Raw genomic sequence first — 19559 nt, forward strand, 5'->3', positions numbered from 1 at the left:
TTCTCCGGGTTTACCGTTTCGCCTGCCAGATGCGTTTCTGGTAATCACGAATCGAACGGTCAGAACTGAACATCCCGGTGCGCGCCGTATTCAGGATGGCCGCTTTGGTCCAGGCTTCCTGATCTTTCCACAGCGCTTCCACCTGCTGCTGTGCCGCGATATAAGCATCAAAATCAGCCAGCACCAGCCAGGGGTCGCCATTTTTCGTCAGGCTATCGAGCAGCAGATCAAACGCATGTTTATCGCCGTCGCTGAACTTGCCTTTCTCCAGCTCTTTCAGCAGACCATCGAGATGTTTATTGGCCTTGCGCAGCTTTTTCGGGTGATACCCTTCCGCTTTCAGCGCTTTCACTTCATCCACGGTGTGACCAAAGATAAAGATATTTTCCGCGCCGACTTCCGCCGCAATCTCCACGTTAGCCCCGTCCAGCGTACCGATGGTGAGCGCCCCATTCAGCGCCAGCTTCATGTTGCCGGTGCCGGAGGCTTCATATCCGGCGGTAGAGATTTGCTCGGAGAGATCCGCCGCCGGGATCATCAGCTCAGCGGCGGTAATACGGTAGTCCGGGATAAACACCACCTTCAGCTTATCCCCCACTTTCGGGTCGTTGTTGACCACTTGAGCCACTTTATTGATGGCATAGATGATGTTCTTCGCCAGGTAATAACCCGGTGCCGCTTTGGCCCCAAACAGGAACACGCGCGGCACAAAGTCCGGGTTGTGCGGATCGTCACGCAGCTGGCGATAACAATGGAGAATATGCAGCAGGCTGAGGTGCTGGCGCTTGTATTCATGCAGACGCTTGATCTGCACATCAAACAGCGCCTCGGGATTGACCTGAATGCCGGTCACCTGATGGATATATTCCGTCAGCTGTTGTTTGTTAGCCTGCTTGATTTTGCGGTACTTCTGGCGAAAGGCTTTTTTCGTGGCAAAGGGTTCCAGCGCTTTTAGCGCATCGAGATTGTTGGCCCATTCAACCTGCAAGGTTTCGTCGAGCAGCGCCGAAAGACGCGGATTACATTGCTGCAACCAGCGACGCGGCGTGATGCCGTTGGTGACGTTATGGAACTTCTTCGGCCACAGCTGATGATATTCCGGGAACAGATCATTCACCACCAGCTCGGAATGCAGCGCCGCCACACCATTGACGGCAAAACCGCTGACCACACACAGGTTCGCCATGCGTACCTGGCCATCCGCCACCACGGCCAGCTTGTGCCACACCGCCTCATCATCCGGCCACTGTCGCTGCACCAGCTTCTTAAGACGGCGATTAATCTCGCGGATAATTAACATATGCCGCGGCAGCAAGCTGCGCACCAGGCGTTCGTCCCAGCGCTCCAGCGCTTCCGGCATCAGCGTATGGTTGGTATAGGCAAAAACGCGACTGGTGATGTGCCAGGCATCATCCCAGCTCAGCTGATGCTCATCCAGCAACAGGCGTAGCATCTCAGGAATGGCGATGGTCGGATGGGTGTCATTCAGCTGAATGACTTCATAATCTGGCAGCTCATGCACGGAACGCCCGGCCAGATGATGACGCCGCAAAATATCCCCCACCGCGCAGGCGCACTGGAAATATTGCTGCATCAGACGCAGGCGCTTCCCTTCCTGATGATTGTCGTTGGGATACAGCACCTTGGTGAGTTTGGCCGCCTCGATACCCGGCTGCTCGGACTGAAGAAATTTGCCATCGTTAAACAGGCCGAGATCAAACGGATGGTCGCTGGTGGCTTTCCACAGGCGCAGCGGCAGGGTGACGCCATTACGATAACCCACCACCGGTAAATCCCAGGCCTCGCCTTTCAGCCAGAAATCGGGTTGCCAGTAAAAACCCCCGCCCTCGGTTTTGACGACTTTACCGCCCATCCCCACCTGCACATCGTGTGCCGCGTTATGCCGGAACCACGGGTAGCGATCACGCTGCCAGTCATCCGGCGCTTCTTTTTGCTGGCCGTCATCAAACGACTGGCGAAACAAACCGTATTGATAATTCAGGCCATGTCCCATCGCCGCCTGGCCGACAGTGGCCATCGAATCCATATAACAAGCGGCTAAGCGCCCCAGCCCGCCATTACCGAGCGCCGGATCGATCTCTTCTTCCAGCAACTCGCTCAGGGAAACCTGATGCGATGCCAGCGCAGCCTGAACGTCGTCGTACCAACCGAGGTTCATCAGGTTGTTGCCCGTCAGACGCCCAATCAAAAACTCCATCGATAAATAATTAACGTGGCGCTGGCCTTTGCGTGGCGTCAGTGGGGGCTGCGTTGCCAGCAACTCCGCCAGCGCAGCGCTCAGCGCCTGCCACCACTGATGCGGCGTCATTTGTTGTGCTGAAGAAAGACCAAGGTATTGCCACTGGCGAGTGAGAGCGGCGTCAAAGCGCGCTTTATTGAATTTTTGTTGCGACATATCAATCCCTTCCGAATCCGGTAACGGTTAAGCGAAATTGGGGAGTGCAGGGCCATGGAAGGCCTGAATGGATAAGTAAAGACGGGGCAGGAGAAAAAAGCGACAGAAAAACAAGGCGGGAGAGAAAAAAAGCCCGCCTGGCTGGAGGATTTAGCAGAGTTCGAGCTGGACTTCGTGCTGCTCAATCACTTTCATCACGCTGGCAGGCGGTACGAGGTCAGTGTACAGATAGTCGATCAGGCTCATGCTGCCCAGATTGACCATGGCGTTGCGGCCAAATTTCGAGTGGTCCACCACCAGCATCACGCAGCGTGAGTTTTCAATGATGGCGCGTTTGGTACGCACTTCGTGGTAATCGAACTCCAGCAGCGAGCCATCCATATCAATACCGCTGATACCAAGAATGCCGTAATCGAGACGGAACTGGGAGATAAAGTCGAGGGTGGCTTCCCCCATGATACCGCCATCGCGAGTGCGGACTTCACCACCGGCGATGATGACGCGGAAATCAGGCTTCGCCATCAGCAACATCGCCACGTTGAGGTTATTGGTGACGACGCGCAGATTGCTATGGTTCAGCAACGCGTGGGCTACCGCTTCTGGCGTGGTCCCGATATCGATAAACAAGGTTGCGCCATCGGGGATCTGGCTGGCGACACGCGCCGCAATGCGCGCTTTTTCCGCCGACCACATCATTTTGCGGTCCTGCCAGGCGGTGTTTTCTGAACTGGATGGCAGCGCTGCGCCGCCGTGATGACGCTGAATTTTGTTCTGATCGGCCAGATCGTTCAGATCGCGCCGGATGGTTTGCGGGCTGACCTCAAAATGATCCACCAGCTCTTCCGTGCTGACATATCCCTGACGCCGGACCAGATCGATAATGGCGTCATGACGTTGCGTCTGCTTCACATCTCTCTCCTGTTCACGGCTGCATGCCGCGATCTTCTTCTTTTTTTGGTGCTAACGGCGCAGCGCGCTCGAACGCGTATCGACAAACGCCATCGCCAGCCCAACCAGCAGACCAGTGACGTGTGCCGCATTGGCAATCGACAAACCAAATGCGCCGTACCAGCCAATAATCAACCATACAATAGCGAAACCCATCAAACCGCGCTCAAGATAAATCCCACTTTCAGGATCGCGCTCGCCGCGCAGCCAGCAATATCCCATCAGCGCGTACACCACACCCGACAGGCCACCAAACAGTGCGCCACTGAATTTAGCCTGCATCCAACCGGTGAGAAGTGCGGAAATGAGCATAATCACAAATAACTTGCCGCTGCCCAGACGCTTTTCTACCGCCCCGCCGAGGTACCACCACCACATCAGGTTGAACAAAATATGCAGCAGGGAAAAATGCAGCAGCGCATGGCTAAACCAGCGCCATACCTGGAAATATTGCTCCGGGCCGTCGGGCCAGCCCAGCCAGCCGAGCACGGTTTCATCACCGACAATCTGCATCAGGATAAACACCGCCACGCAGGCAATCATCATGGTCATGGTGAGCGGACCCGCGCGTTCGCGAATGTTCGCCCAGATATTGCTGCGCTCATAGCGCAAGCCGCTCTCGGTACTGCCGGTGTGCCAGCTGGCGGCCTGATAACGGGGGTGGTTGGGATCACGAACGAACTGTGCGAGCTCGTTTTCGACCATATCCAGTTTGCTTTCATCCTCCAGCAGAATGACGAAATGGCTTTCGCGCTCAATCGTCAGCCTGACGCCGCGCGACGCCATATAATCAACAAACGCCTGGGCCATGCGCGGATTATTGAACTGGGTAATGCGCATCATGCGGTGCTCTCCTTCCTTTTATGTTCGCTCACATTGAGCCAGTGGCTACCTGAGCCGGAAACGCCGCACGCCAGGCGTCAAATCCCCCGTCAATACTGTAAGCCGCACTAAATCCCTGTCCTAACAGGAACTGTGCGGCACCTTTACTGCTATTACCGTGGTAGCACATCACCAGAACGGGCTGGTCGAGTTTCGCCTGACTGATGAAGTCAGCAAGGTTGTCATTCGACAGATGCTGCGCACCGGCAGCATGGCCCAGAGAGAAGCTTTGCAGGTCGCGGATGTCCACCAGTTGGGCACCTTGTGCCAGATGCTCCTGAGCTTGCAGGACGTTAATACATTCGAAATTTTCCATGGTGTCTCTCATCACATCGTCACAATTGACGCCTAGTTTACCCTGAGTTGTCAGCGCCATAACCTGATAAAGAGTGTGGCTTTGTATTTTTTTTCCTGCCGGAATGTTAGCTGTATCACGCAAAGATGTTTTTATTAGGTTAACCGCTGGCATCGATGTTGGTTTCCGATTATTATTATGCTCGAAAACGAACATTTAAGAACTATTCCGAACATCGGAGGAGATGACGTGGAAACCAAAGACCTGATCGTTATCGGCGGCGGCATCAACGGTGCCGGCATTGCAGTGGATGCTGCAGGACGCGGACTGTCGGTGCTGATGCTGGAGGCGCGGGATTTGGCCTGTGCAACCTCCTCTGCCAGTTCCAAACTGATCCACGGTGGCCTGCGCTACCTTGAACACTACGAATTTCGCCTGGTTGGCGAAGCCCTGGCGGAACGTGAAGTGCTGCTGAAAATGGCACCGCACATTGCCTTCCCGATGCGCTTCCGTCTGCCGCACCGCCCGCATTTGCGCCCGGCGTGGATGATCCGCATGGGCCTGTTTATGTATGACCATCTCGGTAAACGCACCAGTCTGCCGAGCAGTAAAGGCCTGCGTTTTGGTGCGGATTCGGCACTTAAGTCTGAAATCAAGCGCGGATTCGAATATTCCGACTGCTGGGTGGACGATGCGCGCATGGTGGTCCTCAATGCCCAGGAAGTGGTGAAACAGGGTGGCGAAGTCCGCACCCGCACCCGCGTGACCCGCGCCTGGCGTGAAGGCGGCCTGTGGATGGTCGAAGCCGAGGATATTGATACCGGTAAAACCTACACCTGGCGTGCCAAAGGTCTGGTGAATGCGGCCGGTCCGTGGGTCAAACAGTTCTTCGACGATGGCCTGAAGCTGAAATCCCCGTATGGCATCCGTCTGATCAAAGGCAGCCATATCGTGGTGCCGCGCGTACATCGTGAAAAGCAGGCCTATATTCTGCAGAACGAAGATCACCGCATCGTATTTGTTATTCCGTGGATGGATGAGTTCTCCATCATCGGCACCACTGACGTCGAATATAAAGGCGATCCGAAAGAGGTGAAAATCGATGATAACGAAATCAGCTATCTGCTGAAGGTGTACAACGCACACTTCAAAAAACAGCTGACCAGCGAAGATATCGTCTGGACCTATTCCGGCGTGCGCCCGCTGTGTGATGACGAGTCCGATTCACCGCAGGCAATTACCCGTGATTACACGCTGGATGTGCATGACGATAATGGCCAGGCACCGCTGCTGTCAGTATTTGGCGGCAAGCTGACGACTTACCGTAAGCTGGCGGAACACGCGCTGGAAAAACTGGCGAAATATTACCCGAATGCCGGTCCCGCCTGGACCAAAAACGCCGTACTGCCGGGTGGCAATATTGCCGGTTCACGCGAGGATTACGCGGCCAACCTGCGTCGCCGTTATCCGTTTATCAGTGAAGGTATGGCCCGTCATTTCGCCCGCACCTATGGCAGCAACACTGAAGTGCTGCTGGAAGGCGCGCAGAGCCCCGCCGATCTCGGTGAGAACTTCGGCCATGAATTCTATGAAGCTGAATTGCGTTACCTGGTGAAACACGAATGGGTGTATGAACTGGACGATGCTATCTGGCGTCGCACCAAACAAGGCATGTGGCTGAACGATGCCGAACAGGCGCGTATTCGTGAGTGGCTGGCGACCCACCGCCAAAAACCGACGTTGTCGCTGGCGTCCTGACAGTAACTCTTTGTTGTTAGCCTCAGCCCTGCTCTGTGAGCGGGGCTTTATTTCTTGAATAATTACCTTTTCCAGAAATAGTTTCTCAGTAAAATCATTTCACCAGATCAATTTTATCCAGCCATTGCTGTTTAAATTGATCACGCAGAACACATCCTCTTTCGTTGCAAGAATGGATCGCCAGTTACAAGGAGTAACGCGAATGGCTATGGCAACTTTTCCACTGAATATTTACGCTACCCGTAATATCTTTAATGATTATGGCGCAGATGATATGCGCTATGGTGATATGACGGAGCAACGTTTAAAGAACGAATTCAATCTCATACAAATCTCGAACAGGGTTGATCCTTATAGTATGACGCGACTTAGCACCTTTAATAATCCTCAGTCGCGTTTTTCCGGAGTTTATGGCCACCGGCCCGGTCCGAAACTTAGCCCACAGGAATGTGCCAGACTATTATTTGAAGAGATGCAGGTAACCTCGTTGCCGTTTGCCTTCGTTGGCCCACAACGAACGTTGATTAATAAGATGCTGGACCATTTTATGCAATCCAGTGGCGCACCCTTCAGGCATATGCTGCTTGATATCGCCTATCAGGATCGCATCCTCAATGACAATTCAGCAAACAGTACCAGAAAAACGATTATCCAGGTGATTAATGAAAATATTGATTATGAAAAAAGAGGATTTCCTCAACATCGTTTAGGTGAATTCAAATCATTAATCAACACTAAGATATTACCAAAGTTCGATTCATTAATAATGGACAACATCAACGGACTGGGAATAACGGTCCATGATGTCCACGCGACAAAAATTGACATTCTGGAACTCGTGATCGAAGGGAGAAGCTGGCATGCTCGTGTGAAGTACACCGGGCAAGATCATTTTGGAATTGATGTGAACGATATAAGAAAACAAAAATTTCGACAATTTCATCTATTTAGAATATGGTTTATCCTGCAACGCTACCAAAAATTTGGTTTTCGACCGTTCCTGACTAACATGGAAGCCATAATCGATATTAAGGGAAGCTTAGTATGAAACTTATCATTCCTGTTTTGGCCATCATTTTTATCTTCATACTCTCGAATATTTTCCTCAAACAGGACGATACTCAGGTAATTGATGTCCATCAGGATGATTTTACCGCTGCCGTCATTGTCAACCACTTACCCTATTTTCAAAAGTCAAAAATTGAATGGTGGATTAAAAACAAAGATAGCATTGTGGAGAAAAATCACATTACCCCAGGGAACGAACAAAAAACCATGAATTACGTGATTTATGACTTCGGAGGCGGTTATGTTGAAGAAGATAAGAAAGATAGACTTTGCTTTGAAGATATGAAGCCACCCAAAAACTGTTTAGATAAGGATATTCTGATGACGGTTATGCGCAAACGCGAAGGAGGCACACAATTTATCTTCAATGATGACACCTACATTCAGGATGCGAACGGTAAGATATATAAAGAAAAATAGACAAGCGTACATATCCTTAAACCCGCGCGATAAATCGCGCCGCTACGGTCTGGTGCGGGTCTGTAGCGGCGCGATTCATCGCGCGTATTTGATGATCTTACAATCCGGTATTGTCGCGAATATATTTCCGCGCTTTCACCGCATATTCAAAGGGGTTCGCCAGCGCCGGGTCCTGCTCTGCTTCAACCACCATCCAGCCTTTATAGCCAAAATCATCGAGGATTTTGAACACCGGTTTGAAATCAATCACGCCATCACCCGGAACGGTGAAGGTGCCTTTTTTCACGCCGTCGAGGAAGGACAGTGAATTTTTACGGACTTCCGCCACCACGCTGTCGCGGACATCTTTCAGATGCACGTGGAAAATACGCGGCAGGTACTGGGTCAGCACATCCAGCATCGCCTGCTGCGAACCCTCGGAATAGTAAATATGGCCGGTGTCATACAGCAGACCCACGTTCTCATTGGTCGATGCCATAAAGCGGTCGATCTCGGCCGGTGTCTGGATCGCCGTGCCCATATGATGATGCAGACAGACGCGCATCCCTTTCTGCGCAGCGATCTCCGCCAGCTCGTTGTAGCCTTCCGCCGTCAGACGCCACTCTTCATCGCTGAAAATGGGTTTCTGTTCCAGCACTGGCAGGGTGGTGCCCTGAATACTTTTGCTCTGCTCAGAACAACCAATCACGCGCGCACCCATGGCATGCAGGAAATTCATGTGGTTGGTAAATTCGTCGATGGTTTTCGCTTTGTCGCCGTTGGCGAAGAAGGTACTAAACCAGGCGTTGCAGATTTGCATGCCGCGAATCTCCAGCATCGGCTTCAGCACCGCCGGGTCGCGTGGATATTTGCTGCCCACTTCGCTGCCGGTAAAACCTGCCAGCGCCATTTCACTGACAGTCTGCTGAAAGGTGTTCTCGCTGCCGAGCTCTGGCATGTCATCGTTGGTCCAGCCGATCGGCGCAATCGCCAGTTTTACATTGTCTTTGTTCATGGGAAGCCCTGATTATTTGTTATAGAAAGTCGGGCGCGGCGGCATCTCAACCGGCTCAATGGCACCACTGTTCTGCGCCTTCAGGCAGGCATCCGCCGCCACCGAGGCAGCAAAGCCATCCCATGCTGAAGGACCGGTCAGCTGGCCTGCTTTGACGTCGTTGATAAACGCCTGCAGTTCCACGTCATACGCATCGATAAAGCGATCTTTCCAGTCAGTCAGAATGGCGTTGCCAAGGCGGGCATTTTTGCGCATCTGAATCGCAGAAGGTTCCGGCAGCTTCGCGATGCCCTCTTCTCCCACCACTTCGCATTGGATGTCGTAGCCATAAGCGCAGTTAACAAAGATCTCCACGTCAATGCGGATCCCTTTCTGCGTTTCGAACAGGACGATTTGCGGGTCTTTCAGTTTCGCGTGCGATTTCGAGGTCACGCGCGGGAACACCACCTGCACGCTTTTGTAATCGTCTTCGGTCAGCCAGCGCAGCACATCCAGCTCGTGAATCAGGGTATTGGTGATGGCCATGTCGGTGGTGTAATTCTCGCCCACGCTCTGGTTGCGATGGGCGCAGTGCAGCATCAACGGCTCACCGATTTCTCCGTCAGTGATCACCTTTTTCAGCGCGCGATAGCCTGAATCGTACGGGCGCATAAAGCCAACCTGTACCAGACGCTTGCCGTGTTTCACTTCCGCATCAACAATGCGACGACAGCCGTCAGCGCTCAGCGCCAGTGGTTTTTCGCAGAATACCGGCTTACCCGCGGCGATCGCCGCTAGGGTGAACTCTTCATGCGTCGGGTCCCACGAGGTGACGAGCACCGCATCAACATTCGGTGAGTTGATGACCTGATGGCCATCCTGATACACCTCAGCCTCAATATTCAGACGTTGCAGCGCGGCACGCGCACCTTCAACGTTGATATCTGAAACCGCCACCACCTTCGCGCCCTGCAGCACGTTGTTGCAACGACGGATATGTTCCTGACCAATTGCACCGGTACCGATAACACCGAGTTTGAGCGTCATAATTACACCTGTAGAGTCGGATAAGGGTAAAACAAGGCCGGAGAATACCGGCCAGAAGATTAGTACTTACGCGCCTGTTCGATATGCGCGTTAAGGTTGTCAGCCACTTTTTGCGTGCGTTCGGAAGTGGAGGCTTGCGCCACACCCACATGCCACCAGCTGAAATATTTGTGCACCATGGTTTTTGGCAGCACTTTAATGTCGATAAGGGTCGAAACCGTCTGCTTCTGCGCGTCGATCAACGCATCCTTGAGTTGCTCCAGCGTGGTGACGCGATAGGTTTTACAGCCGTAGCCACCCGCAATCGCGGCAAAATCCACCGGTACAAAACCCCCATCCAGCTTGCCACCTTCCGGGTTGCGGAAGCGGAACTCGGTGGTGAAACTGTCCATACCGTGTTCCATTTGCAGGTTGTTGATGCAGCCGTTGGTCATGTTATCCAGCAGGATAACGTTGATTTTCGCCCCTTCCTGAATCGAGGTGACCAGCTCGGAATGCAGCATCATAAAAGAGCCATCCCCCACCATCGCGTAGACTTCGCGCTGCGGCTGCGCCAGCTTCACGCCCAGCGCCGCATTCACCTCGTACCCCATGCAGGAGTAACCGTATTCAACGTGGTACGAGTTGTAATCTTTGGTGCGCCACACGCGTTGCAGGTCGCCCGGCAGACTGCCCGCGGCAGCCACAATCACCGCATCCTTTGGGAGTTGCTCGTTTAAGGTGCCCAGCACGCTGCTCTGCGTCAGTACCGACTGCGTCAGGCGCTGGAATTCAGCAAACAGCGCTTCACGGTCAATATGGTCGGCGATTTCCGGGATGAAATCGTCAGTGTTGTAGACCGCGGCATAAACGCGCTGGGTTTCTTTCAGCAGCTTGCTCTGCGCCTGGTCGATTTGGCCACCCCAGTGGTTTTCAAAACCCTGTAAGCCATGTTCCAGCGCAGTCAGGCCTTCACGGGCATCAGCCAGCAACTGCACCGCATCCAGCTTGTAGCTGTCGAAATTGCTGACGTTAATATTGAGGTAGCTAACGTCCGGGTTCTGGAAAATCCATTTCGAAGCGGTGGTAAAGTCGGTGTAACGGGTACCGATCCCAATCACCAGATCGGCCTCTTTCGCCAGCAGGTTAGCCGCCAGACAACCGGTTTCCCCCACGCCACCGACGTTCAGCGGGTGATCAGAGATGATGGTGCCTTTACCGGCCTGGGTTTCCGCAAACGGAATATTGAAACGCTCAGCAAACTGGCGCAGTGCCTCACCGGCACCGGAATACTTCACGCCCCCCCCACAGACGATCAGCGGCTTGTGCTTACGCGCAATCAGCGCCAGGGCTTCTTCAAGCTGAGCGGCGGTTGGCAGGCGACGATCAAGACGATGCACGCGTTTCTGGAAGAAATATTCCGGGAAATCCCAGGCTTCGCCCTGCACATCCTGCGGCAGCGCGATAGTAACGGCACCGGTTTCTGCCGGATCGGTCAGGACACGCATGGCGTTGATACAGGCGGTCATCAGCTGTTCCGGACGGCTGACGCGATCCCAGTATTTGCTGACGGCACGGAAGGCATCGTTGGTGCTGATGCTGAGATCGTGGCTCTGCTCGATCTGTTGCAGCACCGGGTCCGGCTGGCGCGTCGCGAACACATCGCCGGGCAGCAGCAGTAAAGGGATACGGTTCGCCGTTGCGGTGGCAGCGGCGGTGATCATATTGGCTGCGCCCGGTCCGACTGACGAGGTACAGGCAATGATTTGACGGCGCAGTGACTGCTTAGCAAAACCGATAGCGGCATGCGCCATGCCCTGCTCATTACGGCCCTGATGTACCACCAGATCGCCGCTGTCCTGTTCCAGAGCCTGTCCCAGCCCCAGCACATTGCCGTGACCAAAAATAGCGAAAATGCCTTTCACGAACCTGGTTTCAACGCCATCCACGTTCAGATACTGGTTATTGAGAAATTTCACCAGCGCCTGTGCCGTGGTTAATCTGATTGTGCCCATATGATCTTCCTTTACATGCTGGTACCTGTGGACCAGGTAACGCGGTTAACGTCAACGCACCGGAAATGGCGACCGCGGATAAGTGAAACGTGAGGCGATTATAAACAAATATTTTTCCATAAAATATGATTACAGAAGAAACATTTCATTTTGCGATGGAGATCAAATTCAGCGATGAAACGGACGCAGGGACAGGCCACAAACCGGGCAAAGTGGAACAGCTTTGAACTATCCTGGGGGGATAACGAAATTTCATTTCACTTCAGTAGCTTCCTTTATTTCACAGTGATTTCCTGCGAGCTGGCTCACAAGCCAGAGCATCCGTGAAACTCATCGCTCTGCTATCCGCTGTTTAGCACACTGACAAGAGTTTTACCTGGTTCACAAAATCGTGACAGATATTTCATTTCATATTGTATTTGGAATTTTTATTCCCCATACTGCGACCATAGTCAATCAGGCACCCTGAGAACCCGGAAGCACAGTGCCCGATACCGGGCCACGCAGCCCGCAGTGTCTGCTTATCACAGAAGGAAACCATAGGTATGAGTACACAACAGAAGCGGCTTGATGTGATTTGTATCGGACGCATCGCCGTCGACCTCTACGGTCAGCAAATTGGATCACGACTGGAAGATATGAGCACCTTCGCCAAATATCTTGGTGGATCTTCCGGTAACGTGGCGTATGGCACGGCCATCCAGGGCCTGAAATCTGCCATGCTGGCACGCGTCGGGGACGAGCATAATGGCCGCTTTCTGCGTGAAACCTTGCAGCACGTGGGCTGCAACACCGATGGGCTGATTACGGACAAAGATCGTCTTACCGCGCTGGTGATCCTCGGTATTAAAGATGAAGAAACCTTCCCGCTGATTTTTTACCGCGACAACTGCGCCGATATGGGCCTGGTGCCGGAAGATATCCATGAAGATTTCATTACGTCTTCGCGCGCTGTGGCGGTAACCGGGACGCATCTGTCACACCCGCATACCCGTGCGGCGGTGCTGAAAGCGCTGGATATCGCCAAACGTAACGGCCTGCGCACCGCGCTGGATATCGATTACCGCCCGGTGCTGTGGGGTCTGACCTCACTCGGCGACGGTGAAACGCGTTTCATTGAGTCGAGTCAGGTGACGAAACAGCTGCAGGAAGTGGTGCATTATTTCGATCTGATTGTTGGAACAGAAGAAGAGTTTCATATCGCCGGTGGCAGCACCGATACCCTGACCGCGCTGAAAAATGTGCGTCAGGCCAGCCAGGCGACCCTGGTGTGTAAACGTGGCCCGCTGGGTTGCGTGGTGTTTGAAGGGGATATCCCGGATAGCTGGGAGCAAACCAAACTGCATAGCGGCGTGCGCGTTGAAGTGCTGAACGTGCTCGGCGCTGGCGATGCCTTTATGTCTGGCCTGTTGCGTGGCTGGCTGAATGATGAAAGCTGGGAGCAGGCCTGTCGCTACGCCAACGCCTGCGGTGCGCTGGTGGTGTCACGCCACGGCTGCGCCCCGGCGATGCCAACCAAAGAGGAGCTGGATGACTTCCTCAGCCGTGATAACGCGGTGAAACGGCCCGACCTGGATTCCCGTCTCAACCATCTGCATCGCGTTACCACGCGTACCCAACAGTGGCCGGAGCTGAACGTGTTCGCTTTTGACCATCGCAAACAACTTGCCGATATGGCGCGCGAAGCGGGTGTCGATGAAAGCCGCATCCCACAGCTGAAATTGCTGCTGTTGCAGGCAGCTGAAGAAGCGGCACAACAGGCGGGTCTGGATAGCAAAAGCGGCATCCTGGCAGACACCACCTACGGCCAGAAAGCCCTGAACGCCATCACCGGCAGAGGCTGGTGGATTGGTCGCCCGATTGAGTTGCCCAGCTCACGTCCGTTACGCCTCGAACACGGCAATATCGGCTCCCAGCTGGTCAGCTGGCCGCAGGAACATGTGGTGAAATGCCTGGTGTTCTACCATCCGCACGACAGCGCCGAAATGCGTAAAGAGCAGGATGACCTGATTCTGGATGTGTGGAATGGTTGTAATAAGAGCGGGCATGAGCTGTTGCTGGAAGTGATTCTGCCGGAGAGCAATCCAGATAAGAAAGAATCTTACTACGTCGATATGCTGAGCCATTTCTACAGTCTCGGCATCCAGCCGGACTGGTGGAAACTGCCGCCATTATCCGCCGAGACCTGGCAGGCGGTAAGCCGCCTGATCGAACAACAGGATCCCCACTGCCGCGGCATTCTGCTGCTCGGCCTCGACGCGCCGGAAGAGAAACTGAAAGCCGGTTTCGCCGCCGCCGCCCAGGCTCCGTGGGTCAAAGGGTTTGCAGTGGGCCGCACCATTTTCGGCCAGCCATCACGCCAGTGGTTACAGGGCGAGCTGGATGATCAGGCGCTGATCGAGACGGTGAAAGGCAATTACCTGCGCCTGATTGAGTACTGGCGCGCAGCAAGAAGCTGAGTATCAATACCCACATAATGCACGAACGTAGCGGCGCGATTTATCGCGCAATGCTGTGCGCGGTACTGGCAAACCCTGCGCAATAAATTGCGCCGCTACAACCCGGTGCAATCCTGGGGCACGGTGCAAATATCCCGCACCAGCCGTAGCGGCGCGATTTATCGCGCAATGCTGTGCACGGTGCTGGCAAATCCCACGCAATAAATTGCGCCGCTACAAATCATGCCATTAACCACCCTGCATTTTGTGAGGCGTTTCATAAACCGATGAAATAACCTTCACGATGCTGTCAAACAAATGAAATTTTCCATCCATCTGGTACTATAGCGCTCATTATCCAGCCATAATTCTTATTAGCGGGCCGAAGTAATGACCAATAACCCCACCCAATTGACCTTGTTACAGGACGACATCCGTCGTCGTTATGAAACGCTGAGCAAACGCCTGAAACAGGTGGCGCGCTATATTCTTGATAACAGCAACAGCATTGCCTTTGATACCGTCGCCTCGATTGCCCAGCAGGCCGACGTTCCCCCTTCCACGCTGATCCGTTTTGCCAACGCCTTCGGGTTTAGCGGCTTCAACGAAATGAAACAGGTTTTCCGTCAGCACCTGATGGAAGAAACGGTGAACTACACCGAACGCGCACGTCTGTTCCGTCAGACCGCGACCGACGACAGCGCCAGTTCACCGGAAAGCCCGGTCGAAATACTGAATGTCTTCACCATGGTCAACAGCCAGGCGTTGCAACAGCTGGCAATGCAGGTTAACCCCGAGCAGCTCAACAAAGCGGTGAAGCTGCTGAATGAAGCAGAAAATATCTACATCATTGGCCTGCGCCGCTCCTTCAGCGTGGCGTCGTATCTGGTGTACGCACTGCGCCATCTGGAACGTCGCGCCTTCCTGATTGACGGCCTCGGCGGGATGTTCACCGAGCAGCTGAGCATGGTAAATCCCAAAGATGTGGTGATTGCCATCAGCTACTCACCTTATGCACGTGAAGCGGTAGAACTGGTGGAACTCGGTGCCAAACGGGGTGCACATCAGATCGCCATCACCGACAGCCAGGTCAGCCCGCTGGCCGCCTTCAGCGATGTCTGCTTTGTGGTGCGTGAAGCGCAAGTGGATGGCTTCCGTTCGCAGGTGGCGTCTCTGTGCCTGGCGCAAACCCTGGCGGTTTCACTGGCGCTGAATAACGTCGAGAAAGCCTGACCCTCAAGCACCGAGGCTTGATTGATGCAGATCGAACCTTTACCGCCGCTCAACACGCTGATCGCCTTCGAGTGTGTCGCGCGTTATGGCAACATTTCGCGCGCGGCGGAAGAACTCAACCTGACGCAAAGCGCCACCAGCCGCCAGATTTTGCAGCTGGAGGAGATGCTGGGCTGCAAACTTTTTACCCGCACCCAGCGCCGGGTATTGCTCACCCCACGTGGTGAGGCGTACGCGGTGCAGGTACGCCAGCAGCTCTCCGCGTTATCACACGCCACAGCAGAAGTGATGGGCTGGAACGGTCTGCCGCAGGTGACTATCGCCTGCACCAGCGCCATGGGTTCATTGTGGCTGGCTCCGCGCCTCTCGGAATTGCATCGCGAACTCCCCAATCTGCAAATTCGCATGAAGATCTCCGACAGCTTCGCCGATATGCGCTCGTCGGAGTTCGATCTGGCGATTTTCTATCTGCGCGAACCGCCACCGGGCTTTCACGCCAGTCCGCTGTTTGACGAAATCTGTTATCCGATGTGCTCCCCGGCGTTTCTGACACGCCTTGAGCCTGAGGCCTCCGCCGAATCGCTGCTGCACCAGATGTTGCTGATTCAGGATGACCCGCAGCGGGAATGGACCGGCTGGAGCGACTGGTTTGCCTCGCAGAACGTGCTGAATTTTGTGCCACGTCAGACCTGGCGGGCGAATAACTACCCGTTTCTGGTGCAGTCCGCATTACGTGGTGACGGGATACTGCTCGGCTGGGAAGGTCTGGTGCAGGATCACCTCAATCGCGGCGAACTGGTGGCCGCTCACGGCGGGAAACTGGCCGCCAACGGCAAATGTTTTCTGCTCACCCCGCAGGATCGCTATATCAAGCCGATTGTGCGCCATGTAATCAGCTGGCTACAGCAGCAACATCAGACATAAATTTCATCACGATAAAAAAGCGCCACAGAATATGATTTCTGTGACGCCCTTCGCACGGCAAATTATCTCTTCGACTCTTCACCATAACTTTTTCTTATATTTAAAGGTGCAACTAAAAACGCAAAGCCGCGATATTAATTCCCTTGTTTATTGTTGGGGATCTAAAGGCGGAAGTTTATTTTTAATTGCACCGCGTCGGCGATGTGAAGAATGCATACCAACCAGCGTAAAAATTAACCACATCGATTGGGAAATCACCATCGCCAAATTAAAATCATGGCTCAATGAATAGAGTCCGCAAACGCCTCCCGCGATGTTAAGACAGGCATAAATATCTGAATCAATGACCAATTTACGCAACTGAACCAGTGCGTATGCCAGTAAATAACAAAAAACGCCAATTAGCCCAACTATCGTATGCAGTTCCACATGCCTTTTCCCTGGTGTTGCTCAGTGATCGGGAAATTATCTTTTTTGTGGGTGTTCTGCTGCGCGTTTTTCGCATAGTCTGATACCAAAATCTCATACATCAGGTTTTATTGGTTTTGATATAAATCAGAAATAACTGCGCTAAGGCCCAGGATGAGATAAGTAAAACAGGGTGAATAACAACGGAGAAAAATAAATGAAAGACGAGCAGGAAAACTTTAACAAATATCTTCAGGGCGCAAATTTGAGCCGCCGTTCATTTATCAATACTGCCGCGCTGATTGGTGCAGGCACGGCATTATCGCTCTCCCCGTTCTCCGGTTTCGCCGCCGAAGCGACGCCCAAAAAAGGCGGCGTGCTGAAGCTTGGCATGTCCGGTGGTAACACCAGTGATTCGCTCGACCCGACGCTGTATAGCGACTGGGTGCCGCTCAACCAGGCTTACATGCTGATGAACGGCCTGATCGAAATCGATGAGAACAACAAAGCCACCCCGGAGCTGCTGGAAAGCTGGAGCGCACTGCCGGGCGCGCAGGAGTGGACCTTCAAAGTCCGTCAGGGCGTCACCTTCCATAACGGTAAGGCCATGACGGCGGAAGATATTATCTACTCCATCAACCTGCACCGTGGCGACCAGTCACGCAGCGCCATCAAAACTCAGCTGGCAAGCATCACCGAGCTGAAGAAAAGCGGCGATAACGAAATCACGCTAAAACTCGACAGCGGCAACGCTGACCTGCCTTACCTGCTGGCGGATTATCATCTGGTGGTGGTGCCGGACGGCTTTACCGACTGGAAACACCCGATTGGCACCGGCGGCTTCGTGTTCGACCAGTATCAGCCTGGCGTGCGTTCTTACTTCAAACGCAACCCGAACTACTGGAAACCGGATCGCGCCTTCGTTGACGCCGTCGAAGTGTTGGTGATTAACGACGCCACCGCGCGTACCAACGCGCTGATTTCCGGCCAGGTGCATGCCATCAACCGCGTGGACTTCAAAACCGTTGATTTCCTGAAACGCAGCCCGGCGCTGAATATCGTGCGTTCGTCTGGCGGCCAGCACTTCACCTTCCTGATGGATTGTCGTGTTGCTCCGTTCAATAACAACGATGTGCGCATGGCGATCAAATACGGTATCGATCGTGAAAAACTGCTGGCAACTGTGCTGCGTGGCTACGGCACCCTCGGCAATGACCATCCGATCCCGAAAACCGATCGCTTCTTCAACAAGGCACTGCCACAGCGTGCTTACGATGCCGATAAAGCCAAATTTTATCTGAAGAAGGCCGGACTCAGCAGCCTGCCAGTGGAACTCTCCTCCTCCGATGCGGCCTTTGCCGGGGCGCTCGATGCCGCTGCGCTGTTCCAGGGCCAGGCCGCTCAGGCCGGAATTCAGGTCAGCATCAAACGTCAGCCTGCCGACAGCTACTGGGATGACGTATGGATGAAAGCGCCGTTCAGCATGGGTTACTGGGGTGGACGCCCGACCGCAGACCAGATGTTCTCCACCGCGTGGCAATCCACCGCCAAATGGAACGATACCCACTGGAAGAATGAGAAATTCGACAGCCTGCTGATTCAGGCCCGTTCGCTGCTGGATGAGCAAAAACGCGCCGAAATCTATGGCGAATTGCAGCAAATCGCCAGCGATGACGGTGGCGCGATGATCCCGCTGTTTGGTGACTACCTCGATGCGGCCAGCAAAAAAGTGGGCGGCGTGAAACCGCATCCGATGTTCAACTTTATGGGTGGGCGCCTGGCAGAACGCGTTTGGCTGGAGTCGTAATGAAAAAGCAGATTTTACATCGCCTGCTGCTGGGCCTGCTCACGCTATGGCTGGTTTCGCTGCTGATATTTGTCGGCACCGAACTGCTGCCCGGTGATGTCGCCAGCGCGATTCTCGGGCAGAACGGTACGCCGGAAACCATCGCCGCGCTGCGCACGCAGCTCGGCCTGGACCAGCCTGCCATCTGGCGTTACCTGCACTGGCTGGGCGGCGTGCTGCACGGCGACCTCGGCAACTCGCTGGCTAACAACCAGCCGATCAGCGCGGAGCTGCTGCCGCGCCTGGCGAATACGCTGTTCCTCGCCGGTTATGCCGCCATCATTGCTATCCCGCTGGCGGTGCTGCTCGGCATCGCCTCGGCGGTATGGCGTGGTTCGTGGTTCGATCGCCTGGCCAACTCGCTGACTCTGCTGAGCATTTCAGTGCCGGAATTTTTCGTGGGTTACGTGCTGGTGATTTTCTTCGCCATTCGTCTGGCGTGGTTCCCCAGCCTGGCGCTGGTCGATCCGGATGCCGGTGTCCTCGCACGGCTGTACGCCTGCACCCTGCCGATGCTGACGCTGGTGCTGGTGGTGCTGGCGCATATGCTGCGTATGACGCGCGCCTCCGTCGGTGCGGTGATGTCTAGCAGCTATATCGAAACCGCGCTGCTGAAAGGCATGTCGCGCTGGCGCATTGTGCTGGGCCACGCGTTACCGAATGCACTGGCACCGATTATCAACGTTATCGCCTTCAACCTCGCCTATCTGGTGGTCGGGGTGATTCTGGTGGAAGTGGTGTTTGTCTATCCCGGCATTGGGCAACTGATGGTGGACGCCGTGACCAAGCGCGATCTGCCTGTGGTGCAGGCTTGCGGGCTGCTGTTTGGCGGCACCTATATCCTGCTCAACACCGCCGCCGATTTGCTGGCGATCTGGTGTAACCCACGTCTGCGCCATGCGAGGTAAG

General features: G+C 54.2%; 16 protein-coding genes. 8 read left to right on the forward strand and 8 right to left on the reverse strand.

What is annotated here, in order from left to right:
- Positions 1–10: 10 nt before the first annotated feature.
- The 4 genes from malP to glpE all read right to left on the reverse strand — a co-directional run bounded on the left by malP (position 11) and on the right by glpE (position 4562).
- Positions 11–2416: a maltodextrin phosphorylase gene (gene malP / locus HA50_RS19335; RefSeq protein ID WP_084877523.1), complete on the reverse strand. Its 2406-nt coding sequence runs from the start codon at positions 2414–2416 to the stop codon at positions 11–13.
- A 150-nt stretch (positions 2417–2566) separates the two neighbouring features.
- Positions 2567–3325, reverse strand: coding sequence for a DeoR/GlpR family transcriptional regulator (locus HA50_RS19340; protein ID WP_084877524.1), 759 nt, complete (start codon positions 3323–3325; stop codon positions 2567–2569).
- Positions 3326–3376: 51 nt separating this feature from the next.
- Positions 3377–4204 carry a rhomboid family intramembrane serine protease GlpG gene (gene glpG, locus HA50_RS19345; RefSeq protein ID WP_084878615.1) on the reverse strand — a complete coding sequence of 276 codons (828 nt, stop codon included), beginning with the start codon at positions 4202–4204 and terminating at the stop codon, positions 3377–3379.
- A 31-nt stretch (positions 4205–4235) separates the two neighbouring features.
- A complete protein-coding gene (gene glpE, locus HA50_RS19350) occupies positions 4236–4562 on the reverse strand; it encodes a thiosulfate sulfurtransferase GlpE (RefSeq protein ID WP_084878617.1) in 327 nt (108 codons plus the stop codon).
- Between the two features lie 228 nt (positions 4563–4790).
- Between glpE and glpD the strand changes: the two genes are divergently transcribed.
- From glpD to HA50_RS19365, 3 genes are all read left to right on the forward strand, one after another.
- A complete protein-coding gene (glpD, locus tag HA50_RS19355) occupies positions 4791–6299 on the forward strand; it encodes a glycerol-3-phosphate dehydrogenase (RefSeq protein ID WP_084877526.1) in 1509 nt (502 codons plus the stop codon).
- A gap of 202 nt (positions 6300–6501) precedes the next feature.
- Positions 6502–7347: a DUF3289 family protein gene (locus tag HA50_RS19360; protein ID WP_084877528.1), complete on the forward strand. Its 846-nt coding sequence runs from the start codon at positions 6502–6504 to the stop codon at positions 7345–7347.
- Entirely contained in the window at positions 7344–7787 is a 444-nt protein-coding gene (locus tag HA50_RS19365; RefSeq protein WP_084877531.1) for a DUF943 family protein, read from the forward strand. The genes HA50_RS19360 and HA50_RS19365 overlap by 4 nt, the downstream gene beginning before the upstream one ends.
- Positions 7788–7884: 97 nt before the next feature.
- Here the strand turns inward: HA50_RS19365 and iolE are convergent, their stop codons facing one another.
- From iolE to iolD, 3 genes are read right to left on the reverse strand one after another with little or no spacing between them, the layout of a single operon-like run.
- On the reverse strand, positions 7885–8781 hold the full coding sequence (iolE, locus tag HA50_RS19370; protein WP_084877534.1) for a myo-inosose-2 dehydratase: 897 nt from the start codon (positions 8779–8781) through the stop codon (positions 7885–7887).
- A 12-nt stretch (positions 8782–8793) separates the two neighbouring features.
- On the reverse strand, positions 8794–9807 hold the full coding sequence (gene iolG / locus HA50_RS19375) for a bifunctional inositol 2-dehydrogenase/D-chiro-inositol 1-dehydrogenase (protein WP_084877536.1): 1014 nt from the start codon (positions 9805–9807) through the stop codon (positions 8794–8796).
- A 59-nt stretch (positions 9808–9866) separates the two neighbouring features.
- The gene (gene iolD, locus HA50_RS19380) at positions 9867–11801 is read right to left on the reverse strand and encodes a 3D-(3,5/4)-trihydroxycyclohexane-1,2-dione acylhydrolase (decyclizing) (protein ID WP_084877539.1); all 1935 of its coding nucleotides are present in this window, start codon (positions 11799–11801) and stop codon (positions 9867–9869) included.
- A 545-nt stretch (positions 11802–12346) separates the two neighbouring features.
- Between iolD and HA50_RS19385 the strand changes: the two genes are divergently transcribed.
- The 3 genes from HA50_RS19385 (at position 12347) to HA50_RS19395 (ending at position 16396) form a co-directional block, all read left to right on the forward strand.
- Entirely contained in the window at positions 12347–14260 is a 1914-nt protein-coding gene (locus HA50_RS19385; protein WP_084877542.1) for a bifunctional 5-dehydro-2-deoxygluconokinase/5-dehydro-2-deoxyphosphogluconate aldolase, read from the forward strand.
- A gap of 369 nt (positions 14261–14629) precedes the next feature.
- A complete protein-coding gene (locus tag HA50_RS19390) occupies positions 14630–15472 on the forward strand; it encodes a MurR/RpiR family transcriptional regulator (protein WP_084877544.1) in 843 nt (280 codons plus the stop codon).
- 24 nt (positions 15473–15496) lie between these two features.
- Positions 15497–16396, forward strand: coding sequence for a LysR substrate-binding domain-containing protein (locus HA50_RS19395; protein WP_084877547.1), 900 nt, complete (start codon positions 15497–15499; stop codon positions 16394–16396).
- A gap of 147 nt (positions 16397–16543) precedes the next feature.
- Here the strand turns inward: HA50_RS19395 and HA50_RS19400 are convergent, their stop codons facing one another.
- Positions 16544–16825, reverse strand: a complete 282-nt coding sequence (locus HA50_RS19400) for a CBU_0592 family membrane protein (protein ID WP_084877550.1) — start codon at positions 16823–16825, stop codon at positions 16544–16546.
- 196 nt (positions 16826–17021) lie between these two features.
- Between HA50_RS19400 and HA50_RS19405 the strand changes: the two genes are divergently transcribed.
- Together HA50_RS19405 and HA50_RS19410 are read left to right on the forward strand one after the other, a co-directional pair.
- Positions 17022–18611, forward strand: coding sequence for an ABC transporter substrate-binding protein (locus HA50_RS19405; RefSeq protein WP_084877553.1), 1590 nt, complete (start codon positions 17022–17024; stop codon positions 18609–18611).
- Positions 18611–19558 (forward strand): ABC transporter permease, encoded by a 948-nt coding sequence (locus tag HA50_RS19410; RefSeq protein ID WP_084877555.1) that lies wholly within the window; start codon positions 18611–18613, stop codon positions 19556–19558. Before HA50_RS19405 ends, HA50_RS19410 begins: the two co-directional genes overlap by 1 nt.
- The last annotated feature ends 1 nt before the right edge of the window (position 19559 follow it).

It is taken from the genome of Pantoea cypripedii (assembly GCF_002095535.1).
Lineage (GTDB): Bacteria > Pseudomonadota > Gammaproteobacteria > Enterobacterales > Enterobacteriaceae > Pantoea > Pantoea cypripedii.